The sequence below is a fragment of the Mitsuokella jalaludinii genome, assembly GCF_928722185.1.
GTDB lineage: Bacteria > Bacillota > Negativicutes > Selenomonadales > Selenomonadaceae > Mitsuokella > Mitsuokella jalaludinii.
Genome location: NZ_CAKMXA010000001.1, coordinates 399,756 through 420,375 on the forward strand (window position 1 = coordinate 399,756; position 20,620 = coordinate 420,375).

Here is a 20,620-nt window from a genome sequence, read left to right on the forward strand (position 1 = left end):
GGAATTTGAATGCACTCGATCAGGCCATCGGCAAAGCGACGGTAAATCTGAGCACCTTGGATACACAGGTCAAATCGAATGCAGATGCAATTCAGAACAACACGTCCAATATTTCGACGAATACCACCAATATTTCGGCAAATACGACGGCGATAGATAATTTGAGAACATCTACGACGACTAACTTAGCCACAAAAGCAGATGTCAATGCATCAAACCTTACGAATCTTTCGGATCCGGATTTGACGGCATGGGGTACCGCATTGGGCAAGGGGACAATTGCCGCAGGCAATGAGAAGCTGGTGACTGGTGGTATGCTGCACAGCGAGCTCCGTCCGGCGACTGATGGTACGTATGTGAAGAATGGTAATACGACCGCAACAAATCTGACGGCCTTGGATACGCAGATCAAGAACGTCATTGATGCCATTGGCCTCGATCCTGATAATACAACGACGAGTTACACCTCGAAGCTGAATAAGTATTTCAAGGTCAATCCGAAAGTAACAACAACCGATACTACGACAACGTATGATCCGGATGCCGTTGCCAACGGCACGAACTCCGTCGCGATTGGCCCGAATGCGAAGACGGCGACGTATACGACTACGGTGACTTCCGACGACAGCACGACGACTACAGAAACAGCCGCGGATCATGCTGTTGCCATCGGTGACGGCGCGACGGTCAATGCTGCTGGTGATCAGGGCATCGCTCTGGGCAAGGGCGCGGTGACTGGCGAAGCGGAGGCTTCCACTCCGGATGGCACCACAACCACGACGACCGATGCCAAGGGCGGCGAAAGCAGCGTGGCCATTGGCGACAGTGCTAGGGCAAACGGCAATCAGGCCCTTGCTTTCGGCAAGGGTGCCAGTGTCTTGAATCCAACTGGCACTGGCGTATCAACGGGCAGCACTGCTATCGGCAGTGGCGCGAAAGTAGACGGCGGCAGTAACTCCATTGCCTTGGGCACGAGTGCCGTGGTCAACACTGTCTCAGATGCCATGGCTCTGGGCAATGGTGCTACCATCAATAAGACAGCAAAAGAAAGTATTGCTATTGGCAAAGGAGCCGTGACCGGTGGTGTAGATAAACCCATTACGCTGACCAATGGCACCACCGGGACTCTGGCTGCAGCGGGCGGCTTGGATTCCATTGCCATCGGCAACGGCGCCGTCAGTGAAGGCAATGAAGCTCTGGCACTTGGCAAAGGGGCTAAGGTGACGAATGGGGCTACCGGCGGCGATTCGGCAGCTGCCATTGTCAAGAACGGTTCAGCCGCCATCGGCGATGGGGCAGAAGTCGCGAACTCCGCAACCTCTATGGCCATCGGCAACGGAGCCAGCATCACAGAAGGTGAAAATACGACCGTCATCGGCAGCGGTGCCAAGGCGACGCAGACGAAACAGGCTTTTGTCGCTGGCTATCAGGCATCCTCGGACAGCAGTGCAGAAAGCTCTGTTGCCATCGGTGACAATGCCAGTACGCACTCGGCTCGAACCACCGCCATTGGCTACAAGGCAGAAGCTCACAATGCAGATTCCATCGCCATCGGCAGTGAAGCGAAGACCGACGATAACGGCGGCGGCATCGCCATCGGTAATAAGACATCCGTTGCTCAGGGCGGCATCGCCATCGGCAATGCGACGCAGGCAAGCAATATAAGCTCCTTAGCGATCGGCAATGGTGCGGTAGCAAATGTCAATCAGTCAATCTCGATAGGTTATAATGCTGGTGTCAACACAACAGAAGATTACAAAGAACGAAACGGTTCGCTCGTTGCCATCGGCACGTCGGCCGGCAATAACGTCAAGGGCATGCAGAACGTAGCCATTGGTGCGTCTGCAGGCAGTGCAGTACTGAGCAGTAACAACATCGCCATCGGTACCAATGCTGGCAATGGCATCAAGAATGTAACGAGTGAGACGGATACAAACCCGCAGAATGGTTACAATATCTCCATCGGTGCGGGGGCAAATTACACAGAAGGCAATACGAATCAGAACATTGTCTCGTCGATTGCCATTGGCCATGCTACTCATGCAGTGAACCGTGCTGTTGCTATAGGCGAAGGAGCATCGGCACAGGGGGACTCAGGCATGGCTTTAGGCAATAGTGCAAAGAGTTCCGGTTCCGGCAGTATTGCCATCGGCAATGCGGCTAGTGCAGCAGATGGCAATATTGCTTTTGGCGCTGGTGCTATTGCGTCAGGATCGCCTTCCGGAAATGCAAAGTGGACAAGCCAAGAGGCACCTAAATATTATATCTCTGTGGGAAATCCGGGCGGCGGCTCTACAGATTCGCCGATGCTGAGAAGAATCTCCAATGTAGCAGATGGTTCCGATGACCATGATGTGGCTACCGTTGCACAGCTCCAGGAAGTATCGAATCAGCTAAAGAACACCATTGTCGGCACGGACAGCGATAATAAGGACGTACAAACCTATTCCACCACCTATATCGATAATAAAGTTACTGAACTCAAGAATAATATTTCTGCATCCAAGACAAAGTATTTCTCTGTGAATCCCAGTTCACAGACAACGAATTCTGGTGGCACCGGTGCTAATACCGACGGCGCGGCCGATGCCATGGCTATCGGCCCTAATGCCAAGGCAAGCAGTGTCAAGGCTTTGGCAATCGGTAACAATGTCTCGGCCAGCGGTACGCTGAGCATCGCTATCGGCACGGCCAGCGATCCATCTACAGATACGACTACGGCTGAAACGCCGCATCCTACCTCGTCGGAAGGCACGAGCAGCGTGGCTATCGGTACGTCGGCCATTGCGCAGACCAATGACTCCATCGCTATCGGTACACGCGCGGCAACCTATACGGCCAATACAACAAGCACTCCAGTCTCGACTGTTGGTGTACAGTCCATTGCCATTGGCTTCTCGGCAGAGACGCGCGACGATAATGCCATCTCTATCGGCACGAAGTCGAAGGCAAACAGTGCGGATGCGGTTGCCATCGGCGATGAGGCAGAGGCGCTGAATACGAATGCGGTCGTCATCGGCAAGGCAAGTACGGCTGAGGGAAGTGATTCCGTTACAATCGGTATGTCGAATGCCAATAATGGAAAGGCAGTCATAACTACTGGTAATTCCAACCGGATCACAAACAGCCAGGGTGTTAAAGATACTGTACAGAACAGTGGTCTATACGGCTCCTCGAATGCAATCAGTTCTGTATCTTCATCGAATACCAGCAATGCTATCACCGATGTGTATGCCGTGGGTAATTCCAACACGCTGAATCAGAATGGTGAAAAGAACGTTTTGACCGATGTATCGATTATGGGCAATAAGAATACCATCGAGAATGGTACGGCTGGTGCCTACACGCAGACCGTGAAGCAGATTGCCGTCGTAGGCAGCGGCAATAAGGTCAAGGGAAATACCCAGATCGATTACAACACCTGGGGAACGGTGCAGAGAGATACAATCCTTGGCTATAAAAACACAGTTGATGCCACCACACAGTGGACACCTGTATCCAATCTCCAGATTCTCGGCAATGATGTGACGGCTACCCTTGGCAACTCTGTCTACCTCGGTACCGGCTCTTCCGCTACGGCGTCCAAGTCTGCCACGACGGAAGCCATCACACTTGCCAAAGAGCAGGGAGATGCAGAAGCAATCGCCTCGGATGAATACAAGAAAGCCACGACAGAAGCAGAACAAACGGCCATCAAGCAGAAATACGAAGCCCAGTATATCCATGCGGCCAACATCGCGGCCATGGATCAGGATGGCATTTCTGCCGGCATAACTAACTACGATAAAGACTACACTTATGGCAACGACAGCGCCTACACCTATGCAGGCAGTCAGGCAACCGGTGTAGTAACGGTGGGCAGCAAAGATGCCACCCGCCGCATCCAGAACGTATCCGCCGGTCTCGTCGGCCCCAATAGCACCGATGCCGTCAACGGCTCCCAGCTCTACGCTCTGACACGCCAGATCCGCTTCGGCGGCGACAACTCCACCTTCGGGAAGACTACGGCAGCCGATGATGTCAACGTGGTAGCCAAAGGTTCCAACGAAAAACTGGCCATCACCGGCGGCGCAGAAGGTGTATCTAACACGACCACCACGGATGGCAAGTCTGTGACCACCGTAGACGGCACCAAGATTGCCGACAAGAACATCGCCGTCATTGCAGAAGATGATGCCCTCCATGTCAAACTGGCAAGCAACCTTAAGAATCTGAACACCGCCCAGCTGGGAAAGACCACCGCCACCACAACAACTACTGACGATGGCACATCCACCACAACCTATAGCTATCAGGAAACCCTGAAGCTGGACGGCACCGGTGATAACGGTGGCACACTTGCACTGAAAGATGCAAAGGGTGAGAATGGCGTTACGCTCCGTACCAGCGGTGCGACAAAAACGGCTGATGTGACCGGCGCAGAAACGAACCGTCTCCTTGTCAACGACAAGACCGTAGCCACCACCGACGACGGCCTGAAATTCGGCGGCGACACAGGGACGGACTCTGCCCTGAAGCTGAACAGTAAGCTCACCGTCAAAGGCGGCGCTACGACCGGCTTATCCGATAATAACAATATCGGCGTCGTTTCCGATGGCAAGGGCACGCTGACGGTGAAACTCAATAAGGATGTCAATCTGGGCGCGGATGGCAGCCTGACTACTGGCACTGTGACGGCAGCTACCGTCACCACCGGTAGTAGCACGCTCAACACCAACGGCCTGACCATCACAGGCGGCCCGAAGTTTACCAGTAACGGCATCAGCGCCAATAGCCAGCAGATTAAAAACGTCTTGGCAGGGACGGATGATACCGATGCTGCCAACTACAGCCAAATCAAGAAAGCAACTACAACGGTTGTCAAGGGAACCAATGTAGACAGCGTATCCGATGACACCACTTCTGCCGATGGACACCATATCTACACAGTGAATGTCAGCAATCTGGGAGTCAAGGTGGCTGATGGACAGAAGACTAGTGTAGCACTCAGTGATGGACTGGTCTTTGGCAACGGTACAAACACCACAGCTTCTGTGGGTCAAAATGGTGCCATTACCTTCAATGTGTCCAATGATGCCATCAAGACCCAGGCCAAGGATGCCATCAATATGTCTGCCGGTTCGAATGTAAAGGTAGATACCGCCACCAGTACGGATGGCTCATCCAAAACCTTCACCATCAGTGCCACCCACAATGCTCTGAAATCAGCTACTTTGACGTCAAAGTCCAATGATGTATCCACGCTGACCATCACCGGCAATGATGGTGATACTGCGTCTGTTGATATCAAGAACACGCATCTTACGGTCACGAAAGACTCCGAAGCCAAGACTGTCACGTTCACCAGCAACGACGGCACCACTCCGGCAACAACTTTGAGCCTTAGTGATTTGGGTGCTGCCAGCACAGCAGACATGAATGCAGCGAAGGCAGCCGCATCGACTGAAGTCAAGGCTGGAACCAATGCATCGTTGGGGACGGTAGAGACCAATCAGACGGATCAGCATAAAATTTATACGGTCAATGTCGACAACCTGGGCTTGAAGCAGAATGGCACGGCGGCTGGTACAGTCACGTTGGCTGATGGCATCGATTTTGCGGATGGAACCAATACGTCGGCCACGGTGTCGGATGGAAAGGTGACGTTTGATCTGAAGAGGGATGTTACCGGTATTGATACCGTTACGGCAAACAACTCCATTCAGGCAGGCAATGTCAAAGTTGGCAAGCAGGGGACGGACAACAAGAACTACGTCACCGGATTGGACAATAAGAATTGGACAGTCGGACAGACCACCTACGAGGCAGGCCGGGCGGCTACAGAAGATCAGCTGAAATCCGTTAGCGATAAAGTCGCAAGCGGTTTCCAGGTAACTGACGGTACGACCTCTGCCAATATCGGTGCCGACAAGAAAGTCACCTTCACGAATGGCAATTATACGACCGCGAAGGTGACCCAGGCCACGGATGGGGCTAATGTTCAGTATGATATCAATACGGCTCAGATTAATGCCGGTGCCAATGGCACGATATCTGCACCGACAACTGACGGCGTAGCGACGGCAGCGAATGTAGCTGAGGCCATCAATAGTGCGGCTTGGAACATCAAAGCCAACGACGGCACAGCTACGGCTATCAAGGCTGGAACGACTGTCGGACTCAAGGCGGGCAACAATCTGACACTTTCCCAGAGTGGCACGGATTTCACCTATAGGTTGAATGATGAGCTGACTGGTATCAAGAGCCTGACGACTGTTGCTCAGGATGGAGTCACTACGACTCTTGCCGCAAGTGGCGTGACAATTGCTTCGTCGGGTACTGGCAATAAGTCGGTCTCCTTGACTGCCAACGGCTTGAACAATGGTGGCAAGCAGATCACTGATGTGGCAAGCGGCGGCGATACAGACACCAATGCGGCCAATATCAGCGATGTCAAGCGTCTGGTGCAGGCTTCGGCTAGTGGTACGACTGAGACAGGCTTCAACGTCAAAGGCGATGATGCAACAGCTCAGAAGGTAAAACTTGGCAAGCAGCTTAATGTGGTAGGCGGCACCAATAAGGCCGAAGAGCTGTCGGACAATAACATTGGTGTTGTGACTACAGCTGATGCTGAAGGCAATGCTACTCTGACAGTGAAACTGAACAAGGATATCACGCTTGATTCTGTAACTGCTGGCAACAGCACGTTGGATACAAATGGCCTGACTATCAAAGAAGGCACAACACCCAAGGTGGTAATTACCAACGGTAATGTTACCATGGGCGGAAATGTCATCCATAATGTGGGTGATGGCGTTGCTCCTACCGATGCCGTCAACAAGGGCCAGCTGGAGGCTCTCCAGAACCAGGTCAGCGGTGGCTGGAACCTTGTCGAAAAGAATTCGGATGGGACTGCCGTGACGGCCAAGATTGGTGCTGGCAAGACCGTGACCTATACGGATGGCACGTATACTAAGTCCGTGATTACAAAGGATGACACCACTGGCAATGCCACGGTGAAGGTGGACGTGACCACCGGCACATTTGGTGCTGGTACCGGTGATAAGGCTGGTACGGTTACTTCCACAGCTAATGGACTGGCAACAACTCAGGATGTGGCCACTGCCGTCAACAATGCGTCTTGGACGATTCAGGATGGAAATCATACGGACAATGCACAGCAGGTCAAGGCTGGTGATACAGTGTCTCTCAAGGCAGGCGATAACCTGAGTCTTGAACAGAATGGTAAGGAGTTCACCTACAAGCTCAATCAGACGCTGACCAACATGAACAGTGTCACCGCTGTAGACGACAAACAGAACACGGCTGTCCTGAACGGGGAAGGCCTGAAAGTCACCGATGCCCAGGGCAACGCGCTGACTCAGCATGCTACAGAAGTCCGCCTCCATGATGCCAACAAGGCAGCTGATGACACAACCACTGATGTGGTCCTGAACAAACAGGGGCTGCAGAACGGCGGCCATACCATTACAGGCGTGGCAGACGGCAAGGTGGTGGCCGGTTCTCAGGAAGCGGTCAACGGCGGCCAGCTCTATGACCTGCAGCAGAAAGTGGGCAGCGGCTGGAAGATTACGGGCAACAATACGGACAGCACTACCAGTATCGGTGCGGACAAGACCGTTTCCTTCGTCAACGGCAAAAACAGCACGGTAACCGTATCTGGTTCTGACTCCGGTGCCACGGTCAAAATGGATGTGGATACGGCCGAACTGGCTGTGAAAGACAACAAAGCCGTTGCCACCGGTTCCGGTGTGGCTGATGCCCAGGAAGTGGCAGAGGCCATCAACAATGCGGCCTGGAATGTCCAGAAGGCAGGGGATACTGCCCAGCAGGTGAAGGCCGGCGATACCGTGACCTTTGCGGCTGGCAACAATATGGTCCTGACCCAGAGCGGCACCAGTTTTACCTATGGCCTGGCTCCGGATGTCAATACGAAGAGTATTCGTCTGGGCGGCAGTAAGGATACCAATGATAGCTGGACAGGCGGCATATTCGTTGGCAAGCAGATTGGCGGCGGCGCAAACCAGAATGAGGGCGATTATATCACCGGACTGGATAACACTGCCTGGGATCTGTCCAAAGTGGTGGAGAACCGGGCGGCTACGGAAGGTCAGCTGAAGGCAGCCATCAACCAGGTAACCATTGCCTCCCAGAGCGGTGGCTTCGGCCTGCGGGATGAAAAAGGCAGTACTGTTTCTCAGATGCTGGGCCAGACGGTAGGCATCATCGGCGATACAGAATATGAAGCCGACGGCAAGACCGTCAAAAAGCAGGGCAATATCACCACGGAAGCTGACAGCACCAATGCAGGGGCTGTGAAAGTCAAACTGAACAAGAATCTGGACCTGACAGAACAGGGTTCCGTCACCATTGGCACCACCAGTCTGACCAGCGGTCAGGCCAAAGTGGGCAAGGTCACGGTGAACGGCACCGACAATACAGTGAGCGGCCTGGCCAATACCTCATGGGATGAAGCAATGGCGAAGAAAGATGGCTATAATGGTTCCACGAAAGCGGCTACGGAAAGCCAGCTGCAGGCTGTCTATACCCAGGCTACCACCACCGCTTCGGCCAATGAACAGCATATCCAGGCAGGTACGTATGATGTCATGACCCAATCCGATGCGAATGGGAAGAAGCAGAACAGCGTCACCATGAATATCGTCGATGGAAGTGGAAATACGAAAGGCCAGGTTGTCATCAACGATGTGGCCAAAGCCTCGGATGTGGGGGATACCGACAGGCTGTCCACGGAAGTCAAAACAAAGAACGGCGGCAACGATCAGAAGACCTCTGTCGTGGAAGCCGTCAATAATCTGAACGACAAGGTGAACAGTCGCGTAGGCGATAATCGGTACAGTGCTGTCACGAGCAAGGATCCGGTACAGGATGGAGATAGTTCGACAACGGCTATTGCCAAACTGAACAATCGCATGACCGATATTTACACTACTTCTACGCAGCACTCTTCTGTATCGGTTGATGAGAATCTGACGCTGGATAGCAGCAGTAAAAATACTTCCGGCGGCACCAATTACCAGATCGGCCTGAATAAGGAGAAAATCGACCTGGGCAATGTGACCATCCAAGGGAACGAGGGCTCCATTACGGCGAAATCCATGAAGGCGGATACCTTTACGGCGGGCGACACGGTCGTCAACAAGGACGGCATAAAAGTCGGCGACAAGTCGGCGCTGACGGGCGACTCGCTCAAAGTTGGCGGCAAGACGTATGTCGATGACAAGGGCATCAATGCCAATGGCAAGGCCATCGGGAATGTCGGCGACGGCAAGAACGACGGCGATGCGGTCAATGTCAAGCAGGTCAACGACCTGGCAGCAAGACAGGGCGAGGCCATTGGCCAGAATGCGGCGCACATCAATCAGCTCGACCGGGCGGTCAACCGCCTCGATTCACGCATCAACCGCGTCGGCGCTGGAGCGGCTGCTCTGGCGGCGCTGCATCCGGGCAACTACGACCCGGACGACAAGGTCGACTTTGCGGCAGGCTTCGGCAATTACCGTGGGGCGAGTGCGGCAGCTGTCGGCATGTACTACCATCCGGATGAGACGACGACGATGTCGGTCGGCGCAAGCTTTGGCGGCGGCGAGAACATGGTCAACGCCGGCATCACCTGGAAGATGGGCAAGGACTCTGGCCACATGCGCACGCAGGCGGCGACTAAGGCTGTCCCGGTACAGTTCGTAGCGGCCCCGACGCAGACGCAGCAGTCGAGTGGCCAGGCAGAGGGTACGAAGATGCCGCAGCCGGTCACGGCGGTGACGACGACGGCCAGCGGCCAGCAGGTGCCGATTGTGGCGGCTTATCTGCCGTCGGTCGACAATTCGACGCGGGCGGAGAATGACGAGCTCAAGGAGCTCCTGGCCCGTCAGACGGCCATCCTCGAGAAACTCGCCGACCAGAAGACGGCACCAGCTCAGGCGGCTGCTCCTGTCAGCGGCGAGGATCTCTTCCCAGATGTGCCGGAGAACCATTGGGCGTACGACTTTGTCGCGAAGCTCGCGCAGGCCGGCGCGCTCAAGGACTGCCGCGTCGAGGACCCGGCGAACAATCCGATGCTCACGCGCAACGACTTCGCGCAGATCCTCTACACGGCGCTCAAGAACGGTGCGACGAAGAACCCCGCCCTCAACAAGGACGGCGGCCTCAACCACCTCGCCAATGAGTTCCGCGCGGAGCTCAAGAACGTCAAGCGCTGAGCCCTGAACCCTGAACTACACAACAGGATACACGAGATTTCCGGAAGCCCGCATGCTGCACGGCATGCGGGCTTCTTGGCTGTAAAAAAGCGAAAAAACTTTCTGTTCAAAAGAGGAATCCGAACGCGTGAATGCGAATATTACCAGTAAGAGACAGTAAGAGTAACGTGTATCTAATAGGAAGACAACCAATACAGATGTAGACGTATAAGTATAAGGGGGCATTTCTATGCGACTCGAATTCTTAGGTGCGGCTCATACAGTCACGGGCTCCTGCTATCTGCTGGAGACAGGGGAGGACCGCTATCTGATTGACTGCGGCATGTTCCAGGGTGCCAAGCGCATCCGCGAGTACAACTACGACGCCTTTTCGTTCAACCCGGCGGACATCGACGGCATGCTCCTGACGCATGCGCACGTCGATCACTGCGGCCTCGTGCCAAAGCTCGTGCGCGAGGGCTTCAAGGGGACGGTCTACGCGACGCAGGCGACGTGTGACCTCGTCCGGATCATGCTGCCCGACTCCGCGCACATCCAGGAGTCGGATGCGGAGCTGATGAACCGCAAGGGGAGGCGGCGCGGCGATGAGCCGATCCAGCCGCTTTACGGCATCGACGATGCGATGGACGCGCTCAAGCAGTTCGCGCCCGTCCCGTACGACCAGGAACTGCGCCTGTCGGACAACCTGCGCGTCTTCTTCCGCGATGCGGGCCACATCCTCGGCTCGGCTATCCTCGAGATCTACGTGAAGGAAGGCGGCAAGGAGACGAAGCTCGTCTTCTCGGGCGACCTCGGCCAGCCGGACCAGCCGCTCCTGCGCGACCCGACGATCATCCACGGCGCTGACTTTGTCATCACGGAGTCGACGTACGGCGACCGCCTGCACCAGCTCTACGACAAGGAGACGGCGCTCATCGAGATCGTCAACGAGACGATGGACCGCGGCGGCAACCTCATCATCCCGTCGTTTGCCGTCGGCCGCACGCAGACGCTTCTCTACTACTTCTACCGGCTGCACTGTGAGGGAAGGCTCGACCCGGACATCCCGATCATCATCGACAGCCCGCTGGCCATCAACGCGACGCGCGTCTTCCTCAAGAACTTCCGCGACTTTGACGAGGAGTCCCTGAAGGTCTTCGGCAAAGAGGGGAAAGTGCCGAACTTTGCACAGGTCCATCTCTGTGAGACGGCGGCAGAGTCGCGCGCGCTCAACTCGTCGGAGGGCTCGGCCATCATCATCTCGGCTTCCGGCATGGCCGATGCGGGCCGCGTGCTGCATCACCTCAAGCACAATCTCTGGCGCCCGGAGTCGACGATCCTCTTCGTCGGTTACCAGGCAGAGGGGTGCCTTGGCCGTCGCCTCATCGACGGCATCACGCGCGTGCGCGTGCTCGGCGAAGAGATCGCCGTCAAGGCGCAGATCAAGAGCCTCGACGGATTCTCGGCACACGCCGACGCCAACCAGATCATGAGCTGGCTCGGCGAGATCCGTGACCCGAAGCCCGCGAAGATCTTCATCGTCCACGGCGAGGCCCCGGCGCAGGAGGCGCTCAAGAGCCGCATCCAGAAAGAGCTCGGCATCGAGTGCTACATCCCGTTCCGCGGCGACCTCGCGAAGATCTCGGGCCGCGCGTCGGAGATCATCCCGTCGAACATCCCGTCCGTCTCGGTCGAGAAGGAGATGGAGGATGTCCTGCGCGACTTCGATTCCGACTACCGCCAGCTGCGCCGCCGCGTCATGCAGTACGTCGTGCGCCAGCCGAAGATGATGGAGCCGGTCATCAAGGTCATGAGCAAGGCGCGCAACTACATGCGCAAGCTCTTCACGCCGTTTAATATCTGATGGGAAATCTGATGGGAGGGAATTTCTCATCTGCCTTGCGTTTCGGTCTGAGATACGATATAATAGCTACAGTCAGATGACACAGACGAAAAAGGAAAATTGCCTTTTTAAGATGCGTACTGCGATGCGCATAAAGGGAGCCACAAAGTAACGTCATAAGCTTACGTAAAGCCAGGAGCTTTCTTATGCATACGCATAGGGAGCTCCTTTTCTGCATATCAGGGGCTAAAAAGACAATGGACCATTTCTAGCGGATTCTTTAAGGAGTGATCAACTTGGGGAAAACAAATGTATCCTTACGAGGCAAGAACGTCCTCGGACTCGCTGACTTCTCGGCGGAGGAGATCCGTCTCGTACTCGAGACGGCCAAGGAAATGAAGAACATCATCCATCGTGACATCAAGAAAGTCCCGACGCTGCGCGGCAAGTCCATTGTCACGCTGTTCTACGAGCCGTCGACGCGCACGCGCACGTCGTTCGAGCTTGCAGGTAAGTACCTCGGCGCCGATGTCGTCAACATCACGGCGGGCACGTCGAGCATCGTCAAGGGCGAGAGCCTGCGCGACACGCTCTACACAATCGAGGCGATGGGTGTCGACGCCATCGTCATGCGCCACAAGGCAGAGGGCGCGGCGGAGTACGCTGCGCGCGTCGTGAGCCCGGTCATCATCAACGCCGGTGACGGCGCCCACGCGCATCCGTCGCAGGGCCTGCTGAACCTCTTCACGATCGAGCAGCACAAGGGTCATCTCGAGGGCCTCAAGGTCGCCATCCTCGGCGATGTCCTGCACAGCCGCGTCGCGCGCTCCGATATCTACGGCATGCGCAAGATGGGCATGGAAGTCCACATCGCCGGCCCGAAGACGCTCTTGCCGCGCTTCCTCTCGGAGGAGCCGGGCATCGTCGTGCACGAGCGCATCGAGGACGCCATCAAGGACGCGGACGTCATCGAAGTCCTGCGCATCCAGCTCGAGCGCATGAAGGGCGGTCTCTTCCCGACGACGCGCGAGTACGCCCGCATCTTCGGCCTCAACAATGAGCGCCTCGCCCTCGCGAAGGACGATGTGCTCGTCCTCCATCCGGGCCCGATGAATAAAGGATGGGAAATCTCGCCGTTCGTCGCGTACGGCGACAACTCCGCGATTCAGGAAGAAGTCCAGAATGGCGTAGCCGTCCGCATGGCACTCTTTACCTTGGTTCTGACGGGAGGGAAACAGGAATGAAACTGATACTCAAAGGTGGCCGGGTCATCAATCCGGCAGAGCATTTTGACGAAGTCGCTGATGTGCTGATCGAGGATGGCAAGATTGCTGCCATCGGCAAGGACCTCGCAGCTGAAGGTGCGGAAGTCTACGATGCAGCGGGCAAGCTCGTCACGCCAGGCCTCATCGACATGCACACGCACTTCCGCGAGCCAGGCCAGGAGGCCAAGGAGGACTTTGAGTCCGGCTCGAAGGCAGCAGCCGCCGGCGGCTACACGACGGTCGCGACGATGCCGAATACGAAGCCGGTCGTCGATGCGGCTGACATCGTGCGCAGCCTCCAGAAGCGCGCCGAGGACGTCGCCAAGGTCCACATCCGCATCATCGGTGCAGTGACGAAGGGCCAGAAGGGCCAGGAGCTCGCCGAGCTCGGCGACATGGTCGAGGCGGGCGCTGTCGCGTTCTCCGATGACGGCCACTTCGACCCGACGGCCAAGGTCCTCTTGAACGCCTACGACTACCTGCACACGTTCGACAAGGTCATCATCAACCACGAGGAAGAGACGTCGCTCGTCGAGGACGGCGTCATGAATGAGGGCCACCGCAGCGCGATGCTCGGCATGAAGGGCCGCCCGACGGTCGCCGAGGACATCGCCGTCGCCCGCGACATCCTGCTCGCGGAGTACGCCGGCGCGCGCGTCCACGTCGCCCACATCAGCTCGGGCCGCTCCGTCGACCTCGTGCGCCAGGCCAAGAAGCGCGGCGTGCGCGTCACGACGGAGGTCACGCCGCACCACCTGACGATGACGGACGAGTGCGTCAACCTCTACGACAGCTCGACGAAGACGAATCCGCCGCTGCGCACGCAGAGCGATGTCAACGCGATGGTCGAGGGCCTCAAGGACGGCACGATCGACGCCATCGTCACGGACCACTCCCCGCACGCACAGGAGGAGAAGGACCGCGAGTACGTGTACGCTCCGAGCGGCTTCCCCGGCCTTGAGACGGCCATCGGCGTGCTCTTCACAGATCTCTGCAAGACGGGCAAGGTCGACATCCCGACAATCATCGAGAGGATGACGTGGGGCCCTGCAAAGGCCTTCAAGCTCGATGCCGGCACGATCTCTGTTGGCGCGAATGCCGACGTCACGGTCATCGATCCGGAGCTTTCGTGGACGGTCGATCCGAAGAAATTCTACACGAGAGGCAGCCATTCGCCTTTCGCCGGCCGCGCGCTCACGGGCAAGCCGGTCCTGACGATTGTCGATGGCAAGGTCGTCATGAAAGACGGCGTGGTTCTCTGATTAGTGAGGTGTTTTGAGTGAAAGGAAAATTGATCCTGGAAGACGGCAGCGTATTCCACGGGGAACTCTTGAACAATATCAAGGCAACGGGTGAAGTTGTCTTCAATACCGGCATGGTCGGCTATCAGGAAAGCCTGACGGACCCGTCCTACTGCCGCCAGATCCTGACGCTGACCTACCCGATGGTCGGCAACTACGGCATCGCTGACATCTTCATGCAGTCGCGCAAGTCGTTCGTCAATGGCTTCATCATCGGCGAGCTCTGCGAGCACGGCAGCAACTGGCACTATGAGACAAGCCTCGCGGACTTTCTGACAAAACAGGGCGTCCCGTGCCTCTACAACGTCGACACGCGCGCTGTCACGCGCAAGATCCGCAATGCCGGCACGATGAAGGGCATCATTGTCCCCGAGGATGCCGCGCAGACGGAGATCGACGAGCTCTTCGCCGTGCCCATCAAGAAGGACGTCGTCATGGAAGTCACGACGCCTGAGGCCTACACGCTCGAGAGCGAGAAGGAAGATGCGCCGTTTGTCGTCGCGATGGACTTCGGCGTCAAGCAGAACATCATCAAGTCGATGCACGACCTCGGCTTCAAGATCACGGTCGTGCCGGCGCACACGACGGCAGAGGAAGTGCTCGCCATGAACCCGGACGGCGTCTTCCTCTCGAACGGCCCTGGCGACCCGGCTGACGTGCCGGAGATCGTCGAAGAGGTCAAGAAGCTCATCGGCAAGAAGCCGATCTTCGGCATCTGCCTCGGCCATCAGCTCTTGGCGCTCGCGATGGGCGCGAAGACCTACAAGCTCAAGTTCGGCCACCGCGGCACGAACCAGCCGGTCAAGGACCTGCGCACGGGCAATGTCTACATCTCCTCGCAGAACCACGGCTACGCCGTCGACGAAGAATCCTTCAAGGACCTGCCGCTGACGGTCACGCACATCAATGTCAACGACGGCACGGTCGAGGGCATGCGCCACAATACGCTTCCGATCTTCTCCGTGCAGTATCATCCGGAAGCAGCGCCTGGCCCAGACGACAACATGTACCTGTTCGACGAGTTCTGGGCAATGCTGAAGAAAGGGGAATGACTCGTGCCAAAGAAAGCGAATCTCAAGAAAGTAATGGTCATCGGCTCTGGCCCAATCATCATCGGCCAGGCCGCTGAATTCGACTACGCCGGCTCCCAGGCCTGCCGCGCGCTCAAGGAAGAAGGCCTCGAAGTCGTGCTCGTCAACTCGAACCCGGCGACGATCATGACGGATACGCACATCGCGGACCGCGTCTACATCGAGCCGCTGACGCCGGAATTCCTCGAGGAGATCATCTCGAAGGAGCGCCCGGACGGCCTGCTCGCGACGCTCGGCGGCCAGGCTGGCCTGAACCTCGCGGTACAGCTCTCCGAGAAGGGCGTCCTCGAGAAGTACAATGTCGAGCTGCTCGGCACGCCCTTGAAGGCCATCGAGCGAGCAGAGGACCGCGAGCTCTTCAAAGAGACGATGCAGAAGCTCGGCGAGCCGATCCCCGAGAGCACGATCGTCGAGGATGTGCCGTCGGCTGTGGCGTTCGCCAATGAGATCGGGTATCCGGTCATCGTCCGCCCGGCCTACACGATGGGCGGTACCGGCGGCGGCATCGCCGAGAACGAAGAGGAGCTCGTCGAGACGGTCATCAAGGGCCTGACGTACTCCATGATCGGCCAGGTGCTCATCGAGCGCAGCGTCGCCGGCTGGAAAGAGATCGAGTACGAGGTCATGCGCGACGGCCACGACAACTGCATCACCGTCTGCAACATGGAGAACTTCGACCCGGTCGGCGTCCACACGGGCGATTCCATCGTCGTCGCTCCGTCGCAGACGCTGACGGACCACGAGTACCAGATGCTCCGCTCTGCATCGCTCCGCATCATCCGCGAGCTCGGCATCGAAGGCGGCTGCAACGCGCAGTACGCACTCGACCCGAACAGCAACCGCTACTACGTCATCGAGGTCAACCCGCGCGTCAGCCGCTCCTCGGCGCTCGCTTCGAAGGCGACGGGCTACCCAATCGCGAAGGTTTCCGCGAAGATCGCCATCGGCTACACGCTCGATGAGATCACGAACGCCGTCACCCAGAAGACGAAGGCCTGCTTCGAGCCGGCCCTCGACTACTGCGTCGTCAAGTTCCCGCGCTGGCCGTTCGACAAGTTCGTCTACGCGGACCGCACGCTCGGCACGCAGATGAAGGCGACGGGCGAGGTCATGAGCATCGACCGCCACTTCGAGGGCGCCATCCTCAAGGCGGCCCGCTCGCTCGAGATCGGCGTGCACCGCCTGCACATGGACAAGATGGATGCCTGGGACGATGCCCGCGTCAAGAAGAACCTCGCGCGCATCAACGACGAGCGCATCTTCGTCATCGCCGAAGCCCTGCGCCGCGGCATTGCGACAGTCGACGAGATCCACGATATCACGAAGGTCGACAAGTGGTTCCTCTACAAGATCCAGAACATCGCGACCATCGAGAACAAGCTCAAGGATGAAGCCCTGACGCCGAGCCTCATGCTCGAGGCGAAGAACATCGGCCTGGCCGACCGCTCCATCGCCGAGATCACGGGCAAGACGGCAGACGAGGTCCGCACCATCCGCAAGACGATGCACATCCTGCCGAAGTACAAGATGGTCGATACGTGTGCAGCCGAGTTCGAGGCCGCCACGCCGTACTACTACTCGACCTTCCAGGCAGAGGAGGACGAAGTCCGTGTGTCCGACGCCCGCAAGGTCATCGTCCTCGGCTCCGGCCCGATCCGCATCGGCCAGGGCGTCGAGTTCGACTACTGCTCCGTACACTCCGTCTGGGCACTGCGTGAGATGGGCATCGAGGCCATCATCATCAACAACAACCCGGAGACGGTATCGACGGACTTCGACATCTCCGACCGCCTCTACTTTGAGCCGCTGACGGCAGAGGATGTCCTCAACATCATCGACAAGGAAAATCCGGAGGGCGTCATCGTCCAGTTCGGCGGCCAGACGGCCATCAACCTCGCCGCATCCCTGCAGAAGGCAGGCGTCAAGGTCTTCGGCACGTCGGTCGACGACATCGACCGCGCAGAGGACCGCGAGCGCTTCGATGAAGTTCTCACGCAGACGCAGATCCCGCGCCCGCAGGGCATCAGCGTCACGAACCTCGACGATGCCGTCACGGGTGCCGCCAAGATCGGCTACCCGGTCATGGTCCGCCCGTCGTACGTCCTCGGCGGCCGCGCGATGGAGATCGTCTACAACGAGGCGGAGCTGCGCGACTACATGAGCCGCGCCGTCAAGGTCACGCCGGACCACCCGGTTCTCGTCGACCGCTACATGCAGGGCACGGAAGTCGAGGTCGATGGCATCTCCGATGGCGTCGATGTCGTCATCCCGGGCATCATGGAGCATGTCGAGCGCGCCGGTGTCCACTCGGGCGACTCCATCGCCGTCTACCCGCCGCAGACGCTCTCGTCGAAGGTCATCTACACGATCATCGACTACACGAAGCGCCTCGCGCTCTCGCTGCACGTCAAGGGCCTCCTGAACATCCAGTTCGTCGTCGTCGACGGCGAGGTCTATATCATCGAGGTCAACCCGCGCTCCTCGCGCACGGTGCCATTCCTCTCGAAGGTCACGAACGTCGATATGGTCGGCATCGCGACGCGCATCGCCATGGGCCACACCTTGAAGGAGCTCGGCTACAAGTCGGGCCTCGTGCCGCCGAAACCGTACGTCGCCGTCAAGGCACCTGTCTTCTCCTTCGCGAAGATGACGGATGTCGACATCGCCCTCGGACCTGAGATGAAGTCGACGGGCGAGGTCATGGGCATCGACTACCACTACGCGCGCGCCCTCTACAAGGCCATCATCGGCTCGGGCATCCACGTCCCGACGAAGGGATGCATCCTCTTCACGGTTGCCGACAAGGACAAGGAAGAGATGAAGCAGCTCGCCAAGGCCTTTGCCGAACTCGGCTTCGAGATCTGCGCGACGGAGGGCACGGCCAAGGCCATCCAGTCGATGGGCATCGATGCAGAAGTCGTCGGCAAGGTCCACGAGCGCAGCTCCGACATCATCCAGATGATCAAGAACGGCAAGATCAACATGGTCATCAACACCTTGACGCAGGGCAAGCACTCGGCCAAGGACGGCTTCAAGATCCGCCGCGCGACGGTCGAGCACGGCATCGCCTGCCTGACGTCTCTCGACACGGCCTGGGAAGTCCTGCGCGTGCTCTCCTTCATGCGTGAGCGCCGCCTCGTCTACTCGCTGGCCATCCAGGACTATGTAGGTGGTGGTGATGACCTTGCCTAATCATCCAGAGAAAATCGTGCGCGACGCGAAGGTCCTCGCACAGCAGGAGCTTGCGACGAACGTCTACTTCCTCGTCGTCGAGTCGCCGGAGATCGCGCGCCAGGCCAAGGCCGGGCAGTTCGTGCAGCTGCGCATCCTCTCGGGGGACTTCACACTGCGCCGCCCGGTCGGCGTGGCCGCCGTCGACGAGAAGAAGGGCAGCATCGCCTTCATCTACCGCGTCGTCGGCAAGGGCACGAAAGCGCTCGCACAGCTGATGCCGGGGGAGATGGTCAATGTGCTCGGCCCGCTCGGCCACGGCTTCGCGATGGCGTACAAGCATCCGCTGATCGTCGGCGGAGGCATGGGCCTTTCGCCACTCCTTTACTACGCAGCAGCCATGCGGGGCAAGGCCGACGTCCTCATGGGGGGCAAGACGGCCGAAGAGCTCTTCTGGTCGGACCTCTTTGACGATCTCTGCGGCCACTGCTTCCTGACGACCGATGACGGCTCGCGCGGCACCAAGGGCTTCACGACGACCGTCCTTCCCGAGATCCTCGAGAGGGGCGACTACGATGTCGTCGTGACCTGCGGCCCGGAAGTCATGATGCGCGGCGTCGCCAAGATCGCCAGAGAGCACGGCATCCCGTGCGAGGTCTCGCTCGAGAAGCGCATGGCCTGCGGCCTCGGCGCCTGCCTCTCGTGCTCCATTGACACGACGGACGGCCAGCGCAAGAAGGTCTGCAAGGACGGCCCCGTCTTTCCGGCAGAGGAGGTGTTTGCATGAGCGACGAACGACTCCATACGGACCTGCTCGGCATCGCCATGAAGACGCCTGTGTTGACGGCCTCGGGCACGTTCGGCTTCGGCGAGGAATTCAAAGACTTCGTCGACCTCTCGCGCCTCGGCGGCGTCATGGTCAAGGGCACGACGCTCCTGCCGCGCCGCGGCAACGACGGCGTGCGCATCACAGAGACGCCGGAGGGCATGCTCAACTGCATCGGCCTCGAGAACCCGGGCGTCGAGCACTTCCTCGATGAGACGCTGCCGCGCATTCAGCAGTACGGCATGAATGTCATCGTCAACATCTCGGGCAGCACGGCAGAGGAGTACGGCAAGCTCGCCGAACTCCTCGACGTACCGGGCGTCGCGGCCATCGAGCTCAACGTCTCGTGCCCGAACGTCAAGGAAGGCGGCATCGTCTTCGGCACGGACCCGGAGGCGGCTGCGGCCGTCGTCCGCGAGGCCAAGGCGCACACGAAGAAACCCGTCATCCTCAAGCTCTCGCCGAACGTCACCGACATCGTCGCGATGGCCAGGGCCGTCGAGGCGGCCGGCGCTGACGCCGTGTCGCTCATCAACACGCTGCTCGGCATGGAGATCGACATCAACAGATTCCGCCCGGTGCTCGGCAACGTCACCGGCGGCCTCTCGGGCCCCTGCGTAAAGCCGGTCGCCGTGCGCATGGTCTGGCAGGTCGCGCAGGCCGTCCGCATCCCGATCATCGGCATGGGCGGTATCGCGAGCGCGGAGGATGCCGTCGAGTTCTTCCTCGCCGGTGCGAGCGCCGTCGCCGTCGGCACGGCCAACTTCACCGACCCGGAGATCACGATGAAGATCTGCGACGGCCTCGCGGCGTACCTTGCCGAGCACGGCTTCTCGAGCATCGAGGAGATCGTCGGCAAGGCCAACCCGGGCTATCTCGGATTCTCAGCAGCCCAGAAAGATGTTCAGAAAGGATGAAGCACGT

8 protein-coding genes are annotated in these 20,620 nt (G+C 58.2%); all 8 read left to right on the plus strand.

The window, feature by feature from the left end:
• The first annotated feature begins 5 nt into the window (after positions 1-5).
• The 8 genes from QDI87_RS01890 (at position 6) to QDI87_RS01925 (ending at position 20,613) form a co-directional block, all read left to right on the plus strand.
• Complete coding sequence (locus QDI87_RS01890; protein WP_278742097.1) at positions 6-10,220, plus strand: YadA-like family protein; 10,215 nt, start codon at positions 6-8, stop codon at positions 10,218-10,220.
• Between the two features lie 229 nt (positions 10,221-10,449).
• Positions 10,450-12,063 (plus strand): MBL fold metallo-hydrolase RNA specificity domain-containing protein, encoded by a 1,614-nt coding sequence (locus QDI87_RS01895; protein ID WP_278742098.1) that lies wholly within the window; start codon positions 10,450-10,452, stop codon positions 12,061-12,063.
• 275 nt (positions 12,064-12,338) lie between these two features.
• Entirely contained in the window at positions 12,339-13,286 is a 948-nt protein-coding gene (locus tag QDI87_RS01900; protein ID WP_036374596.1) for an aspartate carbamoyltransferase catalytic subunit, read from the plus strand.
• The gene (locus QDI87_RS01905; RefSeq protein WP_278742100.1) at positions 13,283-14,569 is read left to right on the plus strand and encodes a dihydroorotase; all 1,287 of its coding nucleotides are present in this window, start codon (positions 13,283-13,285) and stop codon (positions 14,567-14,569) included. Before QDI87_RS01900 ends, QDI87_RS01905 begins: the two co-directional genes overlap by 4 nt.
• A 17-nt stretch (positions 14,570-14,586) precedes the next feature.
• Positions 14,587-15,660, plus strand: coding sequence for a glutamine-hydrolyzing carbamoyl-phosphate synthase small subunit (gene carA / locus QDI87_RS01910; RefSeq protein ID WP_255240948.1), 1,074 nt, complete (start codon positions 14,587-14,589; stop codon positions 15,658-15,660).
• 3 nt (positions 15,661-15,663) lie between these two features.
• Complete coding sequence (gene carB / locus QDI87_RS01915; RefSeq protein ID WP_036374604.1) at positions 15,664-18,891, plus strand: carbamoyl-phosphate synthase large subunit; 3,228 nt, start codon at positions 15,664-15,666, stop codon at positions 18,889-18,891.
• Positions 18,878-19,657, plus strand: coding sequence for a dihydroorotate dehydrogenase electron transfer subunit (locus tag QDI87_RS01920; protein ID WP_278742102.1), 780 nt, complete (start codon positions 18,878-18,880; stop codon positions 19,655-19,657). The genes carB and QDI87_RS01920 overlap by 14 nt, the downstream gene beginning before the upstream one ends.
• Positions 19,654-20,613, plus strand: a complete 960-nt coding sequence (locus QDI87_RS01925; RefSeq protein ID WP_278742103.1) for a dihydroorotate dehydrogenase — start codon at positions 19,654-19,656, stop codon at positions 20,611-20,613. The genes QDI87_RS01920 and QDI87_RS01925 overlap by 4 nt, the downstream gene beginning before the upstream one ends.
• Positions 20,614-20,620: the final 7 nt, after the last annotated feature.

What these genes read in the sequence shown, in the direction of transcription:
- QDI87_RS01920 (WP_278742102.1), top strand. Translation starts at nt 18,878, where the DNA reads ATGACCTTGCCTAATCATCCAGAGAAAATCGTGCGCGACGCGAAGGTC.
- QDI87_RS01925 (WP_278742103.1), top strand. Translation starts at nt 19,654, where the DNA reads ATGAGCGACGAACGACTCCATACGGACCTGCTCGGCATCGCCATGAAG.
- QDI87_RS01905 (WP_278742100.1), top strand. Translation starts at nt 13,283, where the DNA reads ATGAAACTGATACTCAAAGGTGGCCGGGTCATCAATCCGGCAGAGCAT.
- QDI87_RS01895 (WP_278742098.1), top strand. Translation starts at nt 10,450, where the DNA reads ATGCGACTCGAATTCTTAGGTGCGGCTCATACAGTCACGGGCTCCTGC.